A 21,566-nucleotide genomic window follows, 5' to 3' on the forward strand; every position below is an offset into this window, starting at 1 on the left:
TTGCCGTAGCGGAATTTCGTATCACGCAGCGCGCATTCATGTGCGCGCGGAGCCTTCAGGTTCTGGCAGAGCCTTTTCAGGTTCTGGCAGAGCCTTGCAGCCGATAGCGATCCAGCGCAACGGCGCCGATGATCACCAGCCCCTTGATCACATATTGCCAGATATCGGAGACGCCGGTGAGGATCAGGCCGTTCGAGAGCACGGCGATGATCAGCGCGCCGACAAGCGTTCCCCAGATCGAGCCGATGCCACCGACGAAGGACGTGCCGCCGAGAATGACTGCGGTGATGGCATCGAGCTCGTAGCTTTGCCCGAGCTGCAGGCCGTTGGCCGCGTAGAGCCGCGCCGCCTGCATGGCGCCGCCCAGCCCGGCCAATAATCCCGACACGCCGTAGACGAAGATCAGGACGGCCCAGACCTTGATGCCGGCAAGCCGCGCCGCGCTCTCATTGCCGCCCACCGCATAGATATGCACGCCGAGCACGGTCCGGCGCAGCACGAGCCACGAGGCCAGGATGACGAGCAGCGCGATCACCGACAGCCATGGGATCGACGCCACGCCGGGCACCAGCGTCAGCGATCCGTTGCCGATGAAGGCATAGGGAATGGACGGATTGAACACCGTGGTGTCGGCGCCGAGCAGCCGCGCCAGACCGCGCACGGCAGTCAGCGAGCCCAGCGTGACGATGAAGGGTGGCAGGCGCAGCAGCGCGATCAGCGCGCCATTGACGACGCCGAAGCCGAGGCCGGTGAGAACCGCGGCCGGCAGCCACAGCGCACCCAAGTCGGGCAATTTCGACATCGTCAGGCCGGCCATCGCCGACGCCGCCAGGATCGAGCCGACCGAGAGATCGATGCCGCCGGTCAGGATGACGAAGGTCATGCCCGCGGCGAGCACGGTGTTGACGGCCGCCTGCTGCAGGACGATGCCGAGATTCTGTCCGGTGAAGAAACGGCCGTCCGACAGATAATGAAAGCCGGCGCATAGCAGCAGCAGCACCGGCAGCATGCCGGCTGCGCGGATCAAAAGCCTGATGCGCTGGCGCTTGGTCGCCTGGGCGGCGGCAAGGCCGTTCGCCGTGGCGGCCTTCGCTTGCGTCGATCCGTTGTCAGGCATCGAGATGCTCCGTCCCCGTGGCGAGGGCCATGATGTCTTCCTGGGTTAATGGCGCCGTCTCGGTTCGCCTGACCTCGCCCGCGACAAGTCCCGACCGCATCACGATGACCCGGTCGCAGATGCCGATGATTTCAGGCAGATCGGACGAGATGACGAGGATCGCGGTACCGGCCTTGGCAAGGTTGTCGATGATCGAATAAATCTCGGACTTGGCGCCGACGTCAACGCCGCGCGTCGGCTCGTCGAGGATCAGGACTTTTGGCGCGATGGCGAGAAGCCGCGACAACAGCACCTTCTGCTGGTTGCCGCCGGAGAGGCCACCTGCGGGCACGCCGACATTGGCGGCGCGGATGCTGAGCCCTGTGAAGGCCCTGTCGGCACGCTCGCGCGCCTTGTCGCGATCCAGGAAACAGCCGAGCTTGGCATCGCGCCCGAGCACGGCGAGATTGATGTTGTCCAGACACGACATGTCCAGAAACAGGCCTAGCGCCTTCCTGTCTTCGGTCAGATAGGCGATGCCGGCCTCGAGCGCTTCGCCGGGCGTGCGGATGTCGATGGGCTGGCCTTCGAGCTCGATACGGCCTGAAATTCTCGGCGCCGCGCCGATGATGAGATGCGCAAGCTCGGTGCGGCCGGCGCCGATCAGGCCGGCAAGCCCCACCACCTCGCCCGCATGCACGGTGAGCGAGCAGCCCTTGACGCGCAGCCCGTCGGCCATATCGATAGCGCCGAGCACGGGGTGCCCCTTCCCGGCCTCGGGATCATGATCTTTCTTGTAGAAGGAAGAGACGTCGCGCCCGACCATCATGCGAACGATGGCGTCGGCGCGGATGTCTTGCTTGTCGAGCGAGCCGACCAGGCGGCCGTCACGCAGCACGGTGACATGATCGCCGAGCGCATAGACCTCGTCCATCCGGTGCGAGATGTAGATGATGGCAAGCCCCTCGGCACGGAGCTGACGGATCAGCGCAAACAGCCGCTCGCTTTCGCCGGCTGACAGCGCGGTGGTCGGCTCGTCCATGATCAGGATTTTCGAGCGCGCGTGCAGCGCACGCGCGATCTCAACGAGCTGGCGCTGGCCCATGGAGAGATGCGCGACCAATGTCGACGGCAGGAAGTCAGCCCCCAGCCGCTCCAGGATCGGACCGACGCCCTCGCGCATGGCGCCGCGCGCCAGTAAACCTGAACGCGAGATCTCGCGGCCGAGATAAATATTCTCCGCAACGCTCAGATTGGGGGCCAAAGACAGTTCCTGATAGATGATCGAGATGCCCGCGGCACGGCCGCCAAGCGGGCCTTCGATGCGCACCGGCCTGCCCTCGATCCGGATTTCGCCGCCGGGATCGGGCCGGTAGGCACCCGACAGGATCTTCATCAGGGTCGATTTGCCGGCACCGTTCTCGCCCATCAAGGCATGAATCTCGCCGGCGTAGACGGTGAGATCAACCGCGCGCAGCGCCTTGATGCCGAAGAAGGATTTTGAAACTCCCCGCATCTCGAGGATCGGATCGTTCATCGTGCCTCCCGGCGCACAATGCATTTCCTGTCTGCGTCTCGTTTTTCAGGCGCGGTTCAGCCATTAAACAAAACGCCGTCGCGCAGGGCAACAGCGAACAGGCAGAAATGCGCAACCAAAGCGATACTAGTGGCGCGGCCGATACAGTTGGCGCCAGGCGGGAAGCCGCTCGGCATAGACCTCGGCCAGCACGCGATCGGGTTCGAAAGTCTCGATGCGTCGCGGCGCAGTGCAGACGGTTTCGATTGCCTCGCCGGTGACAGCAAGCCGCCCTAATCTCGCCGCACCGAACGCCGCTCCGGTTTCACCGTCGGCAAAGCGATGGATAGGAACATTGAGAATATTGGCCAGCACCGACAGCCAGAACCGGGACCGCGAACCGCCGCCGATGACGTCGGCTTCGGTCACCGCAATGCCGGCATCGCCAAGCGCGTCCCGGCAATCGGCGAGCGCGAAGGCGACGCCCTCGAGCACGGCCTGCACGATCGCGGTGCGGTCGGTGCCGTGGCTCAGGCCCTCGAGCATGCCGCGCACGACGGGATCGTCATGCGGTGTCCGCTCGCCGGCGAGATAAGGCAGGAAGCTCACGGGAGACGGCGCCTGCGGGCGCGCGCCGAGTGGCGCCAGCAGCGCGGTTTCAGCGACGCCGAACAGCCGCGCGGCCCAGGCCAGACACGAGGCCGCCGAGAGGATCGCGCCGGCCTGAATCCACATGCCAGGGATTGCATGGCAGAACGTGTGGACCACGCGGTCCGGATTGGCGGCAATGTGGCTGGCCGGCGCCAGCAAGGCGCCTGAGGTTCCCAGCGAGATGAACGCGGTTCCGGGCCTGATTGCGCCGATGCCGATGGCACCCGCCGGATTGTCGCCGGCGCCGCCCGCGATCATCGGGCACCTCGCCATGCCCCAACGTTGCGCCAGTTCGCTGCGCAATGTGGCTGCGGGCGCGCACCCCTCGACCAGGCGCGGCATGTGTGCGCGCGACAGGCCGGTCGCGGCCAGCGCCGCATCCGACCAGTCCCGGCGCGCCGCGTCGAGCCACAGCGATCCCGACGCGTCCGAGACGTCCTCGATCGCCTCGCCTGATAGCACCAGCCGCAGATAGGCCTTCGGCATCAGGACGCGTGTCGTCGCCGCAAAAATCCCGGGCTCGTGCGCGGCGATCCAGAGCAGCTTTGGCGCGGTGAATCCGGGCATCGCCTTGTTGCCTGTGGTCGCACGCAAGGCGGGCCAGCGCTGCTCCAGGATGCGGCACTCCGCGGCGGAGCGTCCGTCGTTCCAGAGAATGCAAGGCCTCAGCGGCCTGTCGCTCGCATCAAGTAACGTGGCGCCATGCATCTGGCCGGACAACCCGATGCCTTCGACCGCTGCCAGCTCTTGTCCGTGCGATGCCTTCAAGGCATCCAGCGTGGCAAAGGTCGCCTCGAGCCACTGCGCGGGATCCTGCTCGAAATAGCCCGGCTGCGGCGAGGCAATCGTCAAGGCCCGGCTCTCGCTCGCAATCACGCGCTGCGCGCCGTCGACGAGAACGGTCTTGACCGCCGAGGTACCGAGATCGATGCCGAGATACATGACGGAGGTGTTCCCGAGGGTTGGCGGCGATTGCGGGCACGACCCGCAACTGTGCCCGCATTCAATGAGCACACAATTCCGGACAAAGCATTATCACATCGGATCGCAGCTTTTGCGCGCGGGTGTTGCGCCAGCGCAGCAGTTGAAGGTTGCCAGCTGTGGTTGATTGGACCACAGTGATCGAAAGCGAGCGCCGTCAGTTGCGTTTGCACTGGACAGTGCTCGATCCCGTTTCCGCGCCGGAGCAGCCATGCAGCGATCCAGGGCAGTCTTTATCACGGGTCTCGTCTACGCTCTGATCGGTCTGGTGCTCGCGGGCGGCGGCCTCTGGCTCGCCGCATTGGGCGGGTCCATCTTCTATATTGTTCTCGGTGTCGGCATTCTCGCCACCGGAGCGTTGTTGCTGGCGCAGCGCCGTTCGGCGCTGTGGCTGTTTGCGATCGTGCTGGTCGGCACACTGGCGTGGGCCGTCTCCGAGGTGCAGTTCGACTGGTGGCCGCTTGCGTCGCGCGGCGACATCGTCTTCCCCATGGCGCTTTGGCTGCTGACGCCGGTGATCGTTCGCGGGCTGCTGCGAGACGAGCCGGTGTCCTACCGCAGCGCGACGCTGCCGCTCTGGATCGGCGTTGCGGCAGCTTCCGCCGTGCTCATCATCGCGCTTCTGTCCAGCTATCACGACATCAACGGCAGAGTCGTCGAGCAAGCTTCTACCGTACGGCAAAGCGAATCCGATCCTCAGCCTGATGGCGATTGGCGCGCGTATGGACGCACGCAATTCGGACAGCGCTATTCGCCGCTGAAGCAGATCACGCCTGACACTATCGGCAAGCTCCAGGTCGCCTGGACCTTCCGCACCGGTGACGTGCCGACGCCGGAGGATTCCGGCGAGACCACCTTCGAGGTCACGCCGATCAAGGTGCGCGACACGCTCTATCTCTGCTCCCAGCACCAGGTGCTGTTTGCGCTCGATGCCAAGACCGGCAAGGAACGCTGGCGATACGATCCCAAGCTGGTGTTCAACAAGACGTTCCAGCACATGACCTGCCGCGGGGTCTCCTACCACGAGACTGCGGCGGGTGCCGTCGACAGCAGCGGCGGTCCCGCGCCCGCCGAATGCCCCCGCCGAATTTTCCTGCCCGTCAACGACGGGCGCATGATCGCGCTCGATGCCGACAGCGGCAAGCTCTGTGAGAGTTTTGGCGATCATGGCAGCCTCGACCTCCAGCAAGGCATGGGGATCAAGACGGCGGGCTTCTTCGAGCCGACGTCACCGCCGGTCGTCAGCGACAAAATCCTGGTCGTTGCCGCCGCGGTGATCGACAATTATGCGGTCGAAGTGCCCTCGGGCGTGATCCGCGGCTTCGACGTCTACACCGGCAAGCTGGTTTGGGTGTGGGACTCCGGCGCGGCGGACGAGAATGAGTTGCCGTCGCCGACGCGTCACTACACCAACGGTTCGCCGAATTCATGGATCGCGGCCTCGTTCGATCCGAAATTGAACCTCGTCTACATCCCCACCGGCAACAACGGGCCCGACATCTGGGGAGGCAATCGCAACGCGCTCGTCGAGCGCTATTCGAGCTCGATCGTTGCGCTCGACGTCAATACCGGCAAGCGCGCCTGGTCGTACCAGACGGTGCATCACGACCTCTGGGACATGGACGTTCCGTCACAGCCGAGCCTGGTCGATGTGACCACGGCCAGGGGTGTCGTTCCCGCGATCATCCAGCCGACCAAGGTGGGCAACATCTTTGTGCTCGATCGCAGGACCGGCGAACTGATCGTGCCGGCGCCGGAACGACCGGTCCCACAGGGGCCCGCACCCGGCGACCGCACCGCGCCGACGCAGCCGTTCTCCGAGCTGACATTCCGCCCCGAGGCGAAACTGACCGGCGCGGACATGTGGGGCGGTACGATCTTCGACCAGCTGCTGTGCCGGATCATGTTCCACCGGCTGCGTTACGAGGGCACGTTCACGCCGCCGTCGTTGCAGGGCACGCTGGTCTTTCCGGGCAATCTCGGGATGTTCGAATGGGGCGGCATCGCGGTCGATCCCGTGAGACAGATCGCCATCGCCAACCCGATGTCGTTGCCTTTCGCATCAAGGCTCATTCCGCGCGGCCCGCAGAATCCTCCGGCGCCGACGGCCGAGAAGCCGGTCGGCAGCGAGGTCGGGACGCAGCCGATGTATGGCACGCCGTTCGGGGTCGATATCTGGAGTTTCCTCTCGCCGCTCTCCGTGCCGTGCTACCGGCCGCCATGGGGATCGATGGCTGCGATCGATCTGAAGACGATGAAGATCGTCTGGCAGCATCCCAACGGCACAATCCGGGACACCACACCGCTGCCCCTCCCCTTCAAGATGGGCGTGCCGATGCTGGGTGGGCCGATCACGACCGCCGGCGGGATCGCATTCTACACCGGGACCTATGAGTACACGATCCGGGCTTACGACGTACGCGACGGCAAGGTGCTCTGGGAAGATCGCTTGCCGGCCGGGGCCCAATCGACGCCGATGAGCTACGAGGTCGACGGCAAGCAATATGTCGTCACTGCGGCCGGCGGCCACGGCTCGTTCGGCACCAAGCGCGGCGACTACATCATCGCCTACGCATTGAAGGATTGAACCCGGGAGCATCGTCATGATGGCATCCTCCGGTGAGCGAGCGACGCATCCAACGACGCTTTGTTTTTGGTTGAGCTTCTCGGCGGTGAGCGCCTGTCTCGGCAGCCACGCCGCTAACGCCGCTGATCTCACGCTTCCCGTCAGTGCGACCAATCCGGCGCCGGTGGCACCGGTGCCCTGGCTGTTCGGCGACTGGGACGGCGGAAGAACCCGGTTGTTGAACGCAGGCATCGATTTCCAGTTTGGCTACACCAGCGAGATCGCCGGCAATGCAACGGGCGGTGACCGTCGTCAGGTCGCCTACACCGATCAATGGACCTTTGGCACGACGTTCGATCTCACCAGGCTGGGCGTCGTGCCGGGCGGCACGGTCCAGGTCACATGGACGGACCGCAACGGCAGCAATTTGAGCGACGACGCGCGCCTCGGCACGCTGCAACAGGTGCAGGAAGTGTTCGGACGCGGCCAGACGCTGCGGCTCACGCAATTCTGGTACGACCAGAAATTCATCGACGGCGCGGTCGACTGGAAGATCGGACGGATCACGTTCGGAGAGGACTTTGCAGCGTTCTCCTGCGACTTCCAGAACCTGACGTTCTGCGGCGCGCAACCCGGCAACCTCGTCGGCAATTACATCTACAACTGGCCGGTCAGCCAGTGGGCCTCCAGGCTGAAGTTCAATCTGCAGGGTTTTGGCTATTTTCAGTTCGGTGTGTTCGACGCCAATCCCAATTACCTGAAGGTGGCGCAATCGGCGCTTCCTGTGTTCTATTCGGGATCCACGGGTCTCCTGATTCCGGCAGAGCTCGGTTGGTTGCCGAAGTTCGGCAACTTACAGGGCAGCTACAAGTTCGGCGGCTGGTACGACACATCGACCGCGCCAGATGTGGTCACCGACATCAACGGCAACCCGGCCGTGCTCAGCGGACAGCCGCTGCTCCAGAGCCGCGGGCGCTACGGCATCTACGTCAATTTCCTTCAGCAGGTGATACGCCCGTCGCAGGTCAATTCCGCAGGCACGCTCAGCCTATTCCTGAATGCAACGATGGCCGACCGGCGAACGGCGACCACCGATTATCAGATCGCCGGCGGTCTGACCTATACCGGCCCATTCCGGTCCCGCCCCGAGGACGACGTCGGATTTGCGGTCGGCACCACCCACGTCAACAGCCGCGTCGCCTGGTCGGAACAACTGCAAAACCTGGCCGGCCTCGGTCCGGTCGCGGTCCGGAGCAATGAGTACACCATGGAGTTCTACTACACCTACCGGCCGCTGGCCGGCCTGCAGGTGCGGCCGAACATCCAGTATGTGATCAATCCCGGCGGCACCGCAAACAATCCGAACGCGTTGGTGTTCGGGCTGAAGACGGTTGCGAATTTCTGAGATCGCGCGGGTTGGGCTGCGGTGCTTGGAAGTGCAGCCAGTGGGACGTTGTCTGGCTCAAGGTAGCCGCCCGCTCAGAGCCATTTGTGCAGACGTAGTCGCGGGCGTCACGGTTGCGCGGCTTGTTCAATGCGCGTGCGGTAAATTGATCGGAACTTGTCGTAGCGGGCAGACATGAGCTCCGACCTGATGGTCGGTGCTTTATCAGGATGACCGGAATCGAATGGTGGTGCCGGGTCGTATTCCATGCCGAGCTGAATGCGTCTGGCGATACTCTCACCTGCAATGTCGGCGATGACAGCAAGCCCGAAATCGATGCCCGAGGTTACGCCACCTGCGGTAAACAGGTTACCGTCTTTTACAACTCTGGCCTTTTCGTGTTTGGCGCCAACGAGGGGCAACAGATCAGCATAGGCCCAATGGGTCGTAGCCCGTCGCCCTTTCAACAATCCGGCCACGCCCAAAACGAATGCACCGGTACAAACCGACGTGACGTACCTTGCGGAACCCGCCTGCTGGCGAACGAACGCAATTGTTTCGCGATCATTGAGAACTCCGGCCACACCGTCGCTTCCGCCAGGAATACAGATCAAGTCGAGAGGCGGACAGTTCGCAAAGGTGTGAGTCGGCACGAGACCAAGCCGGCAATCACTCAGAACGGGCGACATGGATTTTGCGATGATATGTGTCGCCGATTGAGGAAGGCCCGAGAGAACCTGCAGGGGCCCCGTGAAATCCAACTGTGTCACGTTGGGGAAAATGACAAAGCCAACCTTGAACAGCTCCATGTCTACGCCCCGTTCTCCCTTGCCGGCCGGTCAAACGCAATTCGGGACCGCCGCCTCATTTGCAACGACAACGAGGCGACAACGCAGCCGAACGCCAGACCGTGCCCAAATGGGCTTAGGTAACCTCTACAACCGCCTCGATCTCAACCGTCATATTGAAGGGGAGCGAGCCCATTCCGACGGCGCAACGCGCATGCCGACCGCGATCACCGAAGACCTCGACAAACAGGTCCGAGCAACCGTTGATGACCTTTGGGTGGTCGGTGAATTCCGGCACGGCGTTCACCATGCCGAACACTCTGCCGAAGCGAACCACCTTATCAAGACTACCGGCGGCCTCCCGCAACGCCGCCAGCAATTGAAGGCCAACGTTCCGCGCATGTTGATTGGCCTGTTCGAGGGTCACCTCGCGCCCTACCTTGCCCTGCGGCCGAGAGCCATCGGGATTGAGCGGCCCTGCACCCGCCAGGAAGATCATGTTTCCGAGCCGAGCCGACGGCACATAGTTTGCGACGGGTGCAGGGACCTTCGGCAGTTCGATCCCTAATTCACGCAGCCTCGCCTCTGGAGAACCTTCGCCAGCCGCTGCGCCGAAGCAGGTGTTCGATATAAGCGAAGTCGCGGCAAGGCCAGCGACGAACACGGTGCGACGATCGATGTCGTTCATGGCTTCTCGCTCCTCTCATGAAAAGCTTCGTGGGTTCGGGGAACATCACGAAGCCAATATTGAACGAGGTCACCCGGGCGCTCCCGGTGCCTTGAATCGGGCACGGAATTCGGCCGGTGTTGCGGAGATCACTCGTGAAAACGCGCGATCCATGCGGCGAAGCGATCCAAATCCGCACCGGATCGCGACATTTTCGATCTGTGCGTCCGTCTCGAGCAGGGCGCGTCTTGCCTGATCAATGCGGACGCGCTCCACGAACTCTGATGGGCTGGCGTTAAGCTCCTTGCGAAACAAGCGGCTGAGAGAACGCGGCGACACGCCGGCCTCGGCCGCCAGCGTGTCCGTGCGCCAGTGCTCCTGTGGCCCTTCAGCGATCTTCTCTGCTAATTTCGAGAGACGATCGTGTCGAATACCTTGCGCTGCCAGCTCGGGTGAGAACTGGCCTTGACCGCCTGGCCGAATACGAAAGACAACGTGGCGACGTGCAATCGCCAGAGCGATCGATCGACCGAAATCTGCCTCGATCAGCGCCAGCGCGAGATCGATACCTGCCGTGACGCCTGCCGATGTCCAGACATTGCCGTCACGCAGGTAGATCGCCTCGGGATCGACATCGACCTGCGGTCGAAATTGACGAAGACGTTCGACGTGGAGCCAATGAGTCGCTGCCCGACGCCCATCGAGCAAGCCCGCCGCTGCGAGGAAGAATGTGCCAGTGCAAACCGACACGATACGGGCGCCGCGCCGCCTCGCCGCCTTGAGGAGAGCAGCAATCTCGCCGCTTTCGAGCGCGCGGCAAAGACCAGGGTCGCCGCCCGCGGCGATCAATGTGTCGGAGGCGCGGCACTTTGCCGGCTCGACATCAGCAATCGCCAAATCCGCCACAAGGCTGATGCCGGAGGATGTCTTGAACGGGCCGCGCTTCGGAGCCGCGATCACGAGTTGGTAGGCTTGCCGGCCCAGCTCATCATTTGCGCCGGCAAACATCTGCAAAGGCCCGGTGACGTCCAACATCTGGCAGTCTGGGAACGCAAGCATCAGGATGCGCTGGGGCTTGGGCATGGTTCACAGACTAGCCCCCTCGACCGATGTCCCAAAGGCCAATGTTCGGTCATTTTCGGCCAGAACAACAAGAGATGTCCGGGCGGCATCGATACGACCACCTAAACTCTGGCCGGCGCTGCCGGGTCGGCGATGAGGAGACACGCGCTCAAGCGTGCCAAATCGCACAAGATCGTAGAGTGGCGTAGAAAATCGTGGAGCGGGTGAAGGGAATCGAACCCTCATATTCAGCTTGGAAGTCTCGGATGATCACAGGCCTTCAAAGGCCATTCCGACATTTTCAGCGCTTTTGGCCCCTTGAGATCATTTGCGGAATTCTCGCCGTCAGAATGGCGGTTGCGAGCCAAATGGTCGCAGAACATTTGACTCGGGCCGAGAGAGGTTCGAATCCTGGAAGCGCAATCACCGGAACCGGCATCCGCTGGCTGTGGTCATCCTAAGATGGATAGGTCCTGCATCCCAAACGCAAATCGAGACCGAGAGCAACCAAAGCCGTGGCTCAGGGCGGAGCTTGATCACCCCGCTCACCATTCATAGCGCACGGTGCCTTTGCCGGCGTAGCTGCGGGTGACCTCAGAGAACTCGCCTTCGAACGTTGCCGCGCCAGACCATCCGTTGCGCCACTTCATCTCTGCCGATGCGGTGGTGAGCGCGGCATCGTGCGCCTGTGCGGCACCGTTGACCACGAAGCTTGCGCCCGGCAGCGCCTGGAAGGTTGCGGCGATGTTGCGATCGGCGTTGAAGTCGTGCGCCCACGCAGCGCGGCCGCGCAAGGTGAGGATCGCTTCATTGACCACGAACGACCTGTCGGCACGCACGCCGAGTTCGCTGCGCGTGGCGGTGACGGTTTTTGCGGCGTAGCTCAGCGCGAAGGTGTTGGTGCCGGTGATCGCCTGCTCGGCATAGGCGGGCAGATCGAAAGTGGTGAACTGGGCTGCGGCATAGGGCGTGAGGCCAACATTGCCCGCCCACGGCGCCACGAAGCGATAGCCGCCTTCGAGCCGACCGGAATACGCATTCGCGTTGAAGCGCGCCTGAAGATGATCGGCACCGGCGATGGTGACGGTGCGATCGGTGGTGACGTCCTGCCAGCCATAGGCGAGCGCACCCGTGACATAGGCCGGGCCGGCATTGTGCCGCACGAAGGCGCCGGCCTGGAAAAGGTCGGAGCGGCCGGTGCCGCCGTTCGCCACGGAGAAATTGGTGCCGCCACCGGCGAGCGCGAAGCCGGCCACGGTGTTCGGCGAGAACCAGTAGTCGGCTCCGGCCACGCCACCTGCGATGCGGCTGGTGACGGCGTTGGAGCCGAGCGCGGCGTTGCCGTCGGTGGTCTGCGAACCGCCATAGCCCGCTGCCCACACGCTCCAGCGCGATTCGAAGGCCTGCGCCTGCGGCGCCTTGCGCCACATCGCGGCATAGGCGTCGCGCTCCGCGCCAGTGCGCTTGCTGCCGGCATAAGCGAGCGCGTCGCTGTCATCTGCCGCATATCCGGTCGCGCCGCCGGACGAACGCGGATCGCCGCGACCGGCCACGAACGGATCGGTCAGCACGCCCATGAACAGGTTCATCGCATCGAAGGTCGTCTGCTGCGTGCCGGTCGCGGTCTCGCCCGAGGCCTGCGTCAACGCATTGAGCAGAGGGGTGCCCGACAGCGCGAACAACGGATTGAAGCCGGCCGGCAGGGCCGCACCGCCAATCAGCGCGTTGTCGATTCCCGCGGCAACGTTCCTCTGATTGATATTGGCATTGCCAGGCAGCGACGGTGACAGCAGGCCGGGATCGAGCGTCAGCAGCACATTGTTGCCGACATAGGCGAGCCGCGCGTTGCGCGCGAAGCTGGTGGCGGTGAGGAATTCGGCGCCGGTGAAGGTGCCGCCCAACGTCCCCGCGGTCATGATCGTGTAGGTCGTCGTCGCCGACACGCGTACCAGCGGATCCACCACCACCTTGCCGCCGATCGCGGCGATGCCCGTGACAATGGTCTTGTCGGAGGTGGCACCGGACACTTGCACCAGATAGGTCGATGCAGCAGTCATGGTCAGGCTCGCGCTCGTCAGCGTGCCGATCGAGTTGCCCGGCGCCAGCGTGCCGCCATTGATGGCGACCGCGCCGACAACGCCGGTGCCGCCGAGCGTGCCGCCTGCATTCACCGTGAGGCTGCTCGCCGAGGAGAGATCGCCGTTCACCGCAAGCGTACCGCCGTTGACGGTAACAGGTCCGGCGTAAGTCGACGTGCCCGTGAGCGACCAGATCGACGTGCCGGTCTTGTCGACGAGCGTCCAGCCCGCGCCGATCTGGCTGGCGTCGAAGCTGTTGCTGCCCGTGCCTGCGAAGCGGAACGTGTCCGTGCCGCTGCCGATGGCCTGGCCGGTCAGCGCCGCGGCCGGACCGCTCATGATGAAGAGGTTGTTGGCGCCGGCGAGGCTCACGGCGGTGCCACCGGTGCCGGTGATGCTGCCCGCGTTCGTCACGGTGGTGCTGCCGGTCCTTGTCACGAGACCGGTAGCGCCGCTGATCGCGCCGTTGTTCGTGACCGTGTTGGCGGCGCCACCGGATAGATATATGCCGTCGTCGAGCGGGGCCTGCACGGTGGCGCCCGCGCCGACCGAGACATGCAGGTTACCGCTTCCGAGTGTCTCGACGATCATGCCGGCATTCGTGGCGGCAAAGATGTTGCCGTTCGCGGCGACCGTGACGTCGCCGGTGCTTGCTCCGGCGAGGGTCGCCATGATGCCGGACGTCCCCGCGTAGATCGTGCCGCCGGTCTGGAGCACGCTGACACTTCCGGTGCCTCCAAGCGCTTGAATGCCGGTCCCGAACGCGGCGCCGGCGCTGCCGATGTTGGCGTCCGACACGATGCTGGTGGTACCGTCGCCCGACGACGCGACGATGCCGGCAGTCGTACCGACGACGCCGCTGGCATTCGTGATTGTCGTGTTGCCGGTCAGCGTCACGGAGGCGTTTGCGTCGGTAGCTAGAAACAAGGCGGTCCCGCCTGTCATCGTGAGGCTGCCGCCCTTCAGGAAGATATCGATCGGGCCGGTACTTGAGTGAGCGTACAGGGGGGAGGTGCCGGAAAAATTTGCCGTGACCGGCGCGCCACTCGCGCCGACCGCGATGGAGCCGCCACCGAAAAACGCATCAAGGGAGAGGCCACCTGAGGTTGAGCCGCCGATGACACTGCCATTGCCCGAATAGGCGATGTTTCCGCCGTTGGTACTGAGCTGGAGCACCCCCAGGAGGCTGTTCCCCGTCACCACGCCGTTGTTGGTGAACGTGATGGGAGCACCGGACTCGCTCGTGTTGATCCAGAGCCCGTAGCCGCTGATCGTCTGACCGGCATTGAGCGTGCCCGTCACAGCGCCCCCGATGCCGAACTGCTGCTTGTAATCGATCGTCGTAATCGAACTCACAACCAAGTCCGTCGTGAATGTCGTTACCGTCGTGTCGCAGGTGACGGTATTGGCTCCGTCAACTATTCCCGTTGCTGTGCAAGCGGCAAGCGCGCTGCCGGGATGGCCGGCGACGCCAGCGACCAGGACGCCGGTGAACGCCGTGCCGGCGAGGAGGGTCCGCCTGAGCGTCGCCCGCGACTGTCGAAATTGTTGCTGCATCTGCTGGCGCCGGAGATCCTGGGACGACTTCGCCAGCTGCCAGCACCAGGCTGGGATGGCGCGTCGCACCTGCTTGATTTTACGACCGGATTCCGGCCAGTGTGGGTTGCCCTGCAATCAGGGCGTTCACCATTGGGCCTGGCTCCACTGAAAGTCATGGTGTCGTTCTAAAAAAGTTCTTAAGCATCACGCCATGGCTACGAGTTTCATCATCGGTCCGTTCCGGCTTGATGCGGACGCCGCGCTCCTGTTTCGCGGCGCCGATCCCGTCGCGATCGGCCAGCGCGCGATCGCCGTGCTGCGCGCGCTCGTGGAGCGGGCGGGGAGCCCAGTCTCCAAGGATGCGCTGATCAAATCGGCATGGGCCGGCGTGATCGTCGAGGAAAGCAATCTCCCGGTCCAGATCGCGGCGCTGCGCCGGGTGTTCGGCGAAGTGCCCGCCGGCGAGCGCTGGATCGAGACGCTGCCCAAATACGGCTACCGCTTTGCCGGCCCGGTAAGCCCCGACAACCGGGCCTCCGTCGCGGCGCGGCCTTCTGCGCCGACCGATGCGCTTCCGCTTCCGGTCCAGCCCGCCGTCGCAGTGCTGCCGTTCCAGAACATGAGCGGCGACCCGGAGCAGGAATATTTTGCCGATGGCATCGTCGAGGAAATCATCACGACGCTGTCGCGCTTCCGCTCCCTGTTCGTCATCGCGCGCAATTCCAGTTTCACCTACAAGCGCCGCACCGTCGACATCAAGCAGATCGGCCGCGAACTCGGCGTCGGCTTCGTGCTCGAAGGCAGCGTGCGCAAATCGGTTGACCGCGTCCGCATCACCGCGCAGCTGATCGATGCCTCGACCGGCGCGCATCTGTGGGCGGACCGCTTCGATGGCGCGCTGGCGGACGTTTTTGAATTGCAGGACCAGGTGGCCGGACGGGTGGTGGGAGCTCTGGCGCCGAAGCTGGAGCAGACTGCGATCGAACGCACCAAGCGCAGGCCGACGGAGAGCCTGAGCGCCTACGAATGCTATTTGCTCGGATTATCCATCATTTACCGCTTCCCCCTCCGGGAGGTCATCGCCGAGGCATTGCGGCTGTTCGAGCGCGCAATCGAGCTCGATCCAGAATTCGCCACCGCCTACGGCCTGGCCTCCTATTGCTACGTCATTTACCGAACGAACCGGTGGCAATCGGACGATGTCGCGCGCGACGTTGCGGAGACCGAGCGGCTGGCCCGACGGGCGGTTCGCCTGGGCGGGGACGATGCGGTCGCACTGGCAACAGGAGCCGGTGCGCTGGCCTATGTCGTCGGCGATCTCGACGCCGGCGTCGCCTGCATCAACCAGGCGCTGGAGCTCAATCCCAACCTGATGTGGGCCGCCTACTTCGCGGGCCTCATCAAGAGCTGGCTCGGTGAGCCGGACGCCGCCGTTACACACCTGATGCACGCGATGCGCCTTAGCCCGGTCGATCCGCTCATGCCGCTGATGCAGATGGCCACGGCCCATGCGCATTTTTTCGCGACCCGCTATGACGAGGCCTCATCCTGGGCAGCGAGGGCCTTGCGGGGCACACCAAATTTGTTGCCGGGTTTGCGGATCGGCGCTGCAGCCTACGCCATGGCCGGGCAGTTGGAGCCGGCGCAAAAGGCGGTAGCCGGCTTGCTTCAGCTCAATCCCGACGAGCGTATCTCCAACCTCAAGGACATCTTCGGGCCCTATCGGCGTCCGGATTATCCCGAGAGGTACGCGGAGGGGTTACGACGGGCGGGTCTGCCGGAATAGTTAGGGTCGCATCATCGCCGATTTCCGCACGCGCGTTGAGCACCTCGTCTCTGAACCAGGATATTCGGTTTTGATGAGCTCGTACCTCAAGCGGTACGGAGTCGTGCCGGGAATACGTCACAGCGTATCAATCGACACGCAGTCGATCGGAATGCGCGCAAAGAGCGCGTAAAGCAGCTTCTTTGTCAGAATGAAATCCGACCGTCTCGCCAAGTCCATGAAAGGGCTGGAGCGGGTGAAGGGAATCGAACCCTCGTATTCAGCTTGGAAGGCTGCTGCTCTACCATTGAGCTACACCCGCGGCACCGGCTCCCTAACACGGCCGGGCGGCGGTCTCAACTGCCCCTGGGACGGCATTCGGCGGCTTTCCGGCCCCTTGTGCACAGGCCTGGTTCCGCCCTGCCCGCCGGCCCTTAACAGCGGCGGCCTTCCGACCTATATTCAAATCTCCGGCAATCAACGAAAGGAGGTGATCCAGTGTCTTTTACCAAGCGCTGTCACCTCGCTGGGATCGCCCGCTAAGCTCTCAATAAGGGCTTGGCATCGGGGCGCTCTCAGCCCTGGACCAGCGAGCAAGAAATCGGGCGCGACGGGGTTTCCCCGCCGCGCCTTTTCTTTTGGAATTTTGTCTTTTGGAAATGGTGAGCCCTGGCCGCACGTGGCTCAGATCGCGCGCACTCGCTCGCGCTCGCCGACTTCAGAAGCCGAAGATGGCGAGCACGGACGGGCGCTTGCCGCGGCGGCTCTCGACGATGCGCTCGCCGCCACTCTCGACCGAGCTGCCGTAATAGCGGTGATGGCCGGCCTGGTCGTGCAGATCAGCAGGTTCGGACTTCCCAGCCCGCCGCGCGTCGCAGATGATCTTGATGGTCTGACCCGACATTGCCGCCTCCGATGAGCCTCAATTGTTGTTGTGGCCATCAGTCGCCTCTTCTCCGGACGGCGTTCACCCCGCAAGGCGGTAAATCGGGTTTCAGAATGGTTTCGTCGCCATCGCCGCGACGCAATATATTAAGGTCGGCCGTTGTCGGTATCGGCGGCGACCATACGTCCTTCGAGCTGCGCGCCCAAAAATAAACGAGGTGAAGATGCTTTACGCGATCCTGGCTTACCATGTGGAAGACGAGATTTTGTCGTGGTCAGCGGCGGAGGACGCCGCGGTCGTCGCCAAAGTCATCGAAGTTCAGGCGCCCTTGAGAGCGAGCGGACACCTAGGGCCGGCCGCCCGTCTGGATGACACCCAAAAGGCTCGCACCTTGCGTGGCCCCGGCGCCGGCATCGTGCTCGACGGCCCGTTTGCGGAGACCAAGGAGCAGCTTCTGGGCTTCCACCTCGTCAACTACGACACGGATGAAGAGGCGATCGCGGCGGCGCGGTTGCTGCGCCAGGTCAATCCGAGTGCGGTCTACGAAATCCGTCCGGTCAAGCTTTACGTGCCAGCCGACGGGTTCGGCGCGACAGCGACCAAGGGATGAGGGACGGCGGCGCCGTCAGGTCCTGGCGTCCGTCGCCGCATCGATGCGGCGGCGGATCAGAAGTCCACCAAAGGCCAGGAACCAGAAATAGGTCGCATATTGCGGGGCCACCGCCGCCACCACAGTCCCCGGCAGGAACACGGCCAGCGGAAACAAAGCTGCGATCAGCTGGTAGCGGAAGCCGCGCATCACGAGCCACCACAGCGTGGCATTCAGGCCGGCGATGACGGTCAGATGCAAACCAAACAGCACGGCCACGGCGCTGCTCATGCCGTAATTGCCATAGAGGCCGTTGGTCACCGGCAGGAGGACGATCGACAGCAGGAACATCAGATTGAGCAGCACGATGTGGCGGCTCGCTTCCGGCTGACGGGCGAGCCGGCGGTGATGGCTGATCCAGAACACGCCCGCGATGATGAAGCTCAGGATCAGGCCGGTCACACGACCAGAGTAAAGTTGAGCGAGATCGCTCCAGGTCGGCATGGCCTTGAACTCGCCCGCCTTGGGCAGATCATTGGCGAGCAGCGTCATCGCGACACCAAATATGGTGTTGCTCAGCGATTCCAGCCGGCGCATCTCGAAAAGCTCGGGCGTGGGATCGGCCATCTCTGCAATACCGTCCGGGCTGGAACTGGGGCTGTCCCTCTCCCCTAAATCCTCAGGCGACTTGCGTCCAGCTACATTGCGATTCACCCGGGGATCGTTGATTCTGCGGGCTTCATCGGGGCGATTCGTGACAACCTATCTGGACACGCTCAATGCGGAGCAGCGCCGCGCCGTCGAGCATGGCGTGGCCGAAGGCGTGACCGTGGGCGCCCCCCTGCTCGTCATTGCCGGCGCCGGTTCCGGCAAGACCAATACGCTCGCCCACCGCGTCGCGCATCTGATCGTCGCCGGTGCCGATCCGCGCCGCATCCTGCTGATGACGTTTTCCCGCCGCGCCGCTGCCGAGATGGCCGGCCGCGTCGAGCGCATCGCCCGAAAAGTGCTGGGCGAGAACAACGCCGCGATCATGCGCGACGCGCTCACCTGGGCCGGCACCTTCCATGGCATCGGCGCGCGGCTGTTGCGCGAATATGCCGAGCGGATCGGCGTCGATCCCGCCTTCACCATCCACGATCGCGAGGATTCCGCCGACCTGATGAATCTGGTCCGGCACGAGCGCGGGTTGTCGAAGACGGAGAGCCGCTTTCCGGCCAAGGGCACATGTCTCTCGATCTACTCGCGTTGCGTCAATGCTGAGATGGAGATCGAGAAGGTGTTGGGGGCGCATTATCCCTGGTGCGCAGGCTGGGCCGCCGAACTGAGGGGGCTGTTCGCCGCTTACGTCGAGGCCAAGCAGGCCCAGCACGTGCTCGATTACGACGATTTGCTGCTCTACTGGTCGCAGATGATGAGCGACGCGCTGATCGCCGACGAGATCGGCGGCCGCTTCGATCACGTGCTGGTCGACGAATATCAGGACACCAACCGCCTGCAATCCTCGATCCTGCTGGCGCTCAAGCCTGACGGACGCGGCCTCACCGTCGTCGGCGACGATGCGCAGTCGATCTATTCGTTCCGCGCCGCGACCGTGCGCAACATCCTGGATTTTCCGCAGAATTTCTCGCCGCGGGCGGAGATGATCACGCTCGACCGCAACTATCGCTCGACGCAAGCCGTGCTGGCGGCAGCCAACAGTGTCATCGGGCTTGCGCGCGAGCGCTTCACAAAAAACCTCTGGACCGAGCGCGCCTCCGCGCAGAAGCCGCAGCTCGTCACCGTGCATGACGAGACCGACCAGGCCCGCTACATCGTCGAGCAGGTGCTGGCCAATCGCGAGCAAGGCTCGCTGCTCAAGCACCAGGCGGTATTATTCCGGACGTCCTCGCATTCCGGCCCGCTCGAAATCGAGCTGACCCGCCGCAACATCCCCTTCGTGAAATTCGGCGGACTGAAATTCCTCGACGCCGCGCATGTCAAGGACGTGCTGGCGCTGCTGCGCTTTGCCGAGAACCCGCGCGATCGCGTCGCCGGTTTTCGCATCCTGCATCTGCTGCCGGGCGTCGGTCCCACCACTGCACAGCGCGTGCTCGACCAGATGGCGGAGAGCACCGACCCGCTCCACGCGCTCGGCCAGCTTCCGGTGCCGCCGCGCACCGGCGCGGACTGGACCGGTTTCGTCCGCACCGTCGAGAATTTGCGCTACTCGGAATGGCCGTCCGATCTCGAGCGCGTGCGTCTCTGGTACGAGCCGCATCTCGACCGCATCCACGAGGATTCCGAGACGCGCCGCGCCGATCTGATGCAGCTCGAGCAGATCGCGAGCGGCTATTCCTCGCGCGAAAAATTCCTGACCGAGCTCACGCTCGATCCGCCGGATGCGACCAGCGACAAATCCGGTCCGCCCTTGCGCGATGAGGATTATCTGATCCTCTCCACCATCCATTCGGCCAAGGGCCAGGAATGGAAATCGGTGTTCGTGCTCAACGTCGTCGACGGCTGCATGCCGTCCGACCTCGGCGCCGGCACCAGCGCCGAGCTCGAGGAGGAGCGCCGCCTGCTCTACGTCGCGATGACGCGCGCCAAGGACGATCTGCACCTCGTTGTGCCGCAACGCTTCTTCGTCCACGGCCAGCAAGCCAAGGGCGACCGCCACGTCTACGCCTCGCGCACCCGCTTCATCCCGGAGCAGCTGGTCTATCTGTTCGAGCGTACCGCCTGGCCGAAGGCCACCGCGGCCGGTGCGCGCGCCGCATCTCAGGGTCCGAAGATCGACATCGGCGCGCGGATGCGCGGGATGTGGCGGTAGGTCGACCAAACGGAAACCGAGCATTTCCGAAAGCGTCCTTGTGGCGCGGCGGCCGTCACTTAAGTCTCTCACATTCCCCCGCAGAGACCTGATCGATGACCACACCGCTCGAATTCGGACTGGATACCTTTGGCGACGTCACCGGAGACGCAACAGGCAGCACGCTTGCGCATGCGCAGGTGATCCGTAACGTCGTCGACGAGGCGGTGCTGGCCGACGAGCTCGGTCTCGACTTCATTGGGCTCGGCGAGCATCACCGTGCCGACTTCGCGATCTCCTCGCCCGAAACCGTGCTCGCCGCGATCGCATCGCGCACCAAGCGCATTCATCTCGGCTCTGCCGTGACGGTGCTGAGCTCGGACGATCCCATTCGCGTGTTTCAACGCTTCGCGACGCTGGATGCGCTCTCCAATGGCCGTGCCGAGGTGATCCTGGGGCGCGGCTCGTTCACGGAATCCTTTCCGCTGTTCGGCTTCGACCTGCGCAAATACGAGGAGCTGTTCGAGGAGAAGCTCGACCTGTTCGCCGCATTGCTGTCGCAAGAGCCGGTGAGCTGGGAAGGCAAGCTGCGTCCGCCGCTGAAGGATCAGCTGGTTTATCCGCCGGTCGAGAACGGCCGGCTTAAAACCTGGATCGGTGTCGGCGGCAGCCCGCAATCGGTGGTGCGCGCCGCGCATTACGACCTGCCCCTGATGCTCGCCATCATCGGCGGCGATCCCAAGCGCTTCGCGCCCTATGTCGATCTCTATCACCGCGCCTACAAGGAGTTCGGCCGCCCCGCGCAGCCGATCGGCGTGCACTCGCCCGGTTACGTCGCCGAGACCGACGAACAGGCCCGCGAAGAGCTCTGGCCGCACTACAAGGCCATGCGCGACCGCATCGGCCGCGAGCGCGGCTGGCCCCCGATGGGCCGCGACGAATTCGTCAGCGAAGCCGAGCACGGCTCGCTCTATGTCGGCTCGCCGGAAACGGTGGCGCGCAAGATCGCCAAGACGGCCAAGACGCTCGGCATTGCGCGGTTTCAGCTGAAATATTCGGCGGGGCCGTTGCCGTACGAGAAGCTGATGAAGAGCATCGAGCTCTACGGGCGGAAGGTGGTGCCGATGGTGCGGGAGATGATGGGGTAGCAGTTGGAGACAGCCCGCCTGCGCCCTTCGGGCTACGGCGCGGCAGCCTTCGCTAGCTT

General features: G+C 64.1%; 15 protein-coding genes and 1 tRNA gene. 6 read left to right on the forward strand and 10 right to left on the reverse strand.

Translation table 11 applies throughout. From position 1 onward, the window contains the following. Positions 1 to 76: 76 nt before the first annotated feature. The 3 genes from ACLFLU_RS26760 to xylB all read right to left on the reverse strand — a co-directional run bounded on the left by ACLFLU_RS26760 (position 77) and on the right by xylB (position 4,205). Positions 77 to 1,117 (reverse strand): ABC transporter permease subunit, encoded by a 1,041-nt coding sequence (locus ACLFLU_RS26760; protein ID WP_426407766.1) that lies wholly within the window; start codon positions 1,115 to 1,117, stop codon positions 77 to 79. Next, on the reverse strand, positions 1,110 to 2,633 hold the full coding sequence (locus ACLFLU_RS26765; protein WP_426407767.1) for a sugar ABC transporter ATP-binding protein: 1,524 nt from the start codon (positions 2,631 to 2,633) through the stop codon (positions 1,110 to 1,112). Before ACLFLU_RS26765 ends, ACLFLU_RS26760 begins: the two co-directional genes overlap by 8 nt. Positions 2,634 to 2,759: 126 nt before the next feature. Then, a complete protein-coding gene (gene xylB / locus ACLFLU_RS26770; protein WP_426407768.1) occupies positions 2,760 to 4,205 on the reverse strand; it encodes a xylulokinase in 1,446 nt (481 codons plus the stop codon). Between the two features lie 250 nt (positions 4,206 to 4,455). On the opposite strand from xylB, the gene ACLFLU_RS26775 reads away from it, so the two are divergent. Next, positions 4,456 to 6,831: a glucose/quinate/shikimate family membrane-bound PQQ-dependent dehydrogenase gene (locus tag ACLFLU_RS26775; protein ID WP_426407769.1), complete on the forward strand. Its 2,376-nt coding sequence runs from the start codon at positions 4,456 to 4,458 to the stop codon at positions 6,829 to 6,831. A gap of 16 nt (positions 6,832 to 6,847) precedes the next feature. Then, positions 6,848 to 8,215 (forward strand): carbohydrate porin, encoded by a 1,368-nt coding sequence (locus tag ACLFLU_RS26780; protein WP_426407770.1) that lies wholly within the window; start codon positions 6,848 to 6,850, stop codon positions 8,213 to 8,215. Between the two features lie 107 nt (positions 8,216 to 8,322). On the opposite strand, the gene ACLFLU_RS26785 is transcribed toward ACLFLU_RS26780, so the two are convergent. From ACLFLU_RS26785 to ACLFLU_RS26800, 4 genes are all read right to left on the reverse strand, one after another. Continuing rightward, on the reverse strand, positions 8,323 to 9,003 hold the full coding sequence (locus tag ACLFLU_RS26785) for a DJ-1/PfpI family protein (protein ID WP_426407771.1): 681 nt from the start codon (positions 9,001 to 9,003) through the stop codon (positions 8,323 to 8,325). A 115-nt stretch (positions 9,004 to 9,118) separates the two neighbouring features. Continuing rightward, positions 9,119 to 9,670: a RidA family protein gene (locus tag ACLFLU_RS26790; protein WP_426407772.1), complete on the reverse strand. Its 552-nt coding sequence runs from the start codon at positions 9,668 to 9,670 to the stop codon at positions 9,119 to 9,121. A 69-nt stretch (positions 9,671 to 9,739) separates the two neighbouring features. Beyond that, positions 9,740 to 10,732, reverse strand: coding sequence for a GlxA family transcriptional regulator (locus ACLFLU_RS26795; protein ID WP_426407773.1), 993 nt, complete (start codon positions 10,730 to 10,732; stop codon positions 9,740 to 9,742). A gap of 524 nt (positions 10,733 to 11,256) precedes the next feature. After that, positions 11,257 to 14,346, reverse strand: coding sequence for an autotransporter outer membrane beta-barrel domain-containing protein (locus ACLFLU_RS26800; protein WP_426407774.1), 3,090 nt, complete (start codon positions 14,344 to 14,346; stop codon positions 11,257 to 11,259). 193 nt (positions 14,347 to 14,539) lie between these two features. Here ACLFLU_RS26800 and ACLFLU_RS26805 point away from each other — a divergent pair, with 193 nt between their 5' ends. After that, positions 14,540 to 16,114, forward strand: coding sequence for a winged helix-turn-helix domain-containing protein (locus ACLFLU_RS26805; protein WP_426407775.1), 1,575 nt, complete (start codon positions 14,540 to 14,542; stop codon positions 16,112 to 16,114). Between the two features lie 227 nt (positions 16,115 to 16,341). Here ACLFLU_RS26805 and ACLFLU_RS26810 read toward each other — a convergent pair. Both ACLFLU_RS26810 and ACLFLU_RS26815 read right to left on the reverse strand, forming a co-directional pair. Then, a tRNA-Gly gene (locus ACLFLU_RS26810) sits at positions 16,342 to 16,415 on the reverse strand. Positions 16,416 to 16,811: 396 nt separating this feature from the next. Continuing rightward, positions 16,812 to 16,997, reverse strand: coding sequence for a hypothetical protein (locus tag ACLFLU_RS26815; RefSeq protein WP_426407776.1), 186 nt, complete (start codon positions 16,995 to 16,997; stop codon positions 16,812 to 16,814). A 205-nt stretch (positions 16,998 to 17,202) separates the two neighbouring features. Between ACLFLU_RS26815 and ACLFLU_RS26820 the strand changes: the two genes are divergently transcribed. Next, positions 17,203 to 17,589, forward strand: coding sequence for a YciI family protein (locus tag ACLFLU_RS26820; protein ID WP_426407777.1), 387 nt, complete (start codon positions 17,203 to 17,205; stop codon positions 17,587 to 17,589). Between the two features lie 15 nt (positions 17,590 to 17,604). Here ACLFLU_RS26820 and ACLFLU_RS26825 read toward each other — a convergent pair whose 3' ends face one another. Then, entirely contained in the window at positions 17,605 to 18,195 is a 591-nt protein-coding gene (locus ACLFLU_RS26825) for a TMEM175 family protein (RefSeq protein ID WP_426407778.1), read from the reverse strand. Between the two features lie 127 nt (positions 18,196 to 18,322). On the opposite strand from ACLFLU_RS26825, the gene ACLFLU_RS26830 reads away from it, so the two are divergent. Both ACLFLU_RS26830 and ACLFLU_RS26835 read left to right on the forward strand, forming a co-directional pair. Further along, positions 18,323 to 20,380 (forward strand): ATP-dependent helicase, encoded by a 2,058-nt coding sequence (locus ACLFLU_RS26830; protein WP_426407779.1) that lies wholly within the window; start codon positions 18,323 to 18,325, stop codon positions 20,378 to 20,380. A 95-nt stretch (positions 20,381 to 20,475) separates the two neighbouring features. Then, complete coding sequence (locus tag ACLFLU_RS26835; protein WP_426407780.1) at positions 20,476 to 21,507, forward strand: LLM class flavin-dependent oxidoreductase; 1,032 nt, start codon at positions 20,476 to 20,478, stop codon at positions 21,505 to 21,507. Positions 21,508 to 21,566 lie beyond the last annotated feature (59 nt).

This window comes from Bradyrhizobium ganzhouense (genome assembly GCF_049949285.1).
Lineage (GTDB): Bacteria > Pseudomonadota > Alphaproteobacteria > Rhizobiales > Xanthobacteraceae > Bradyrhizobium > Bradyrhizobium ganzhouense.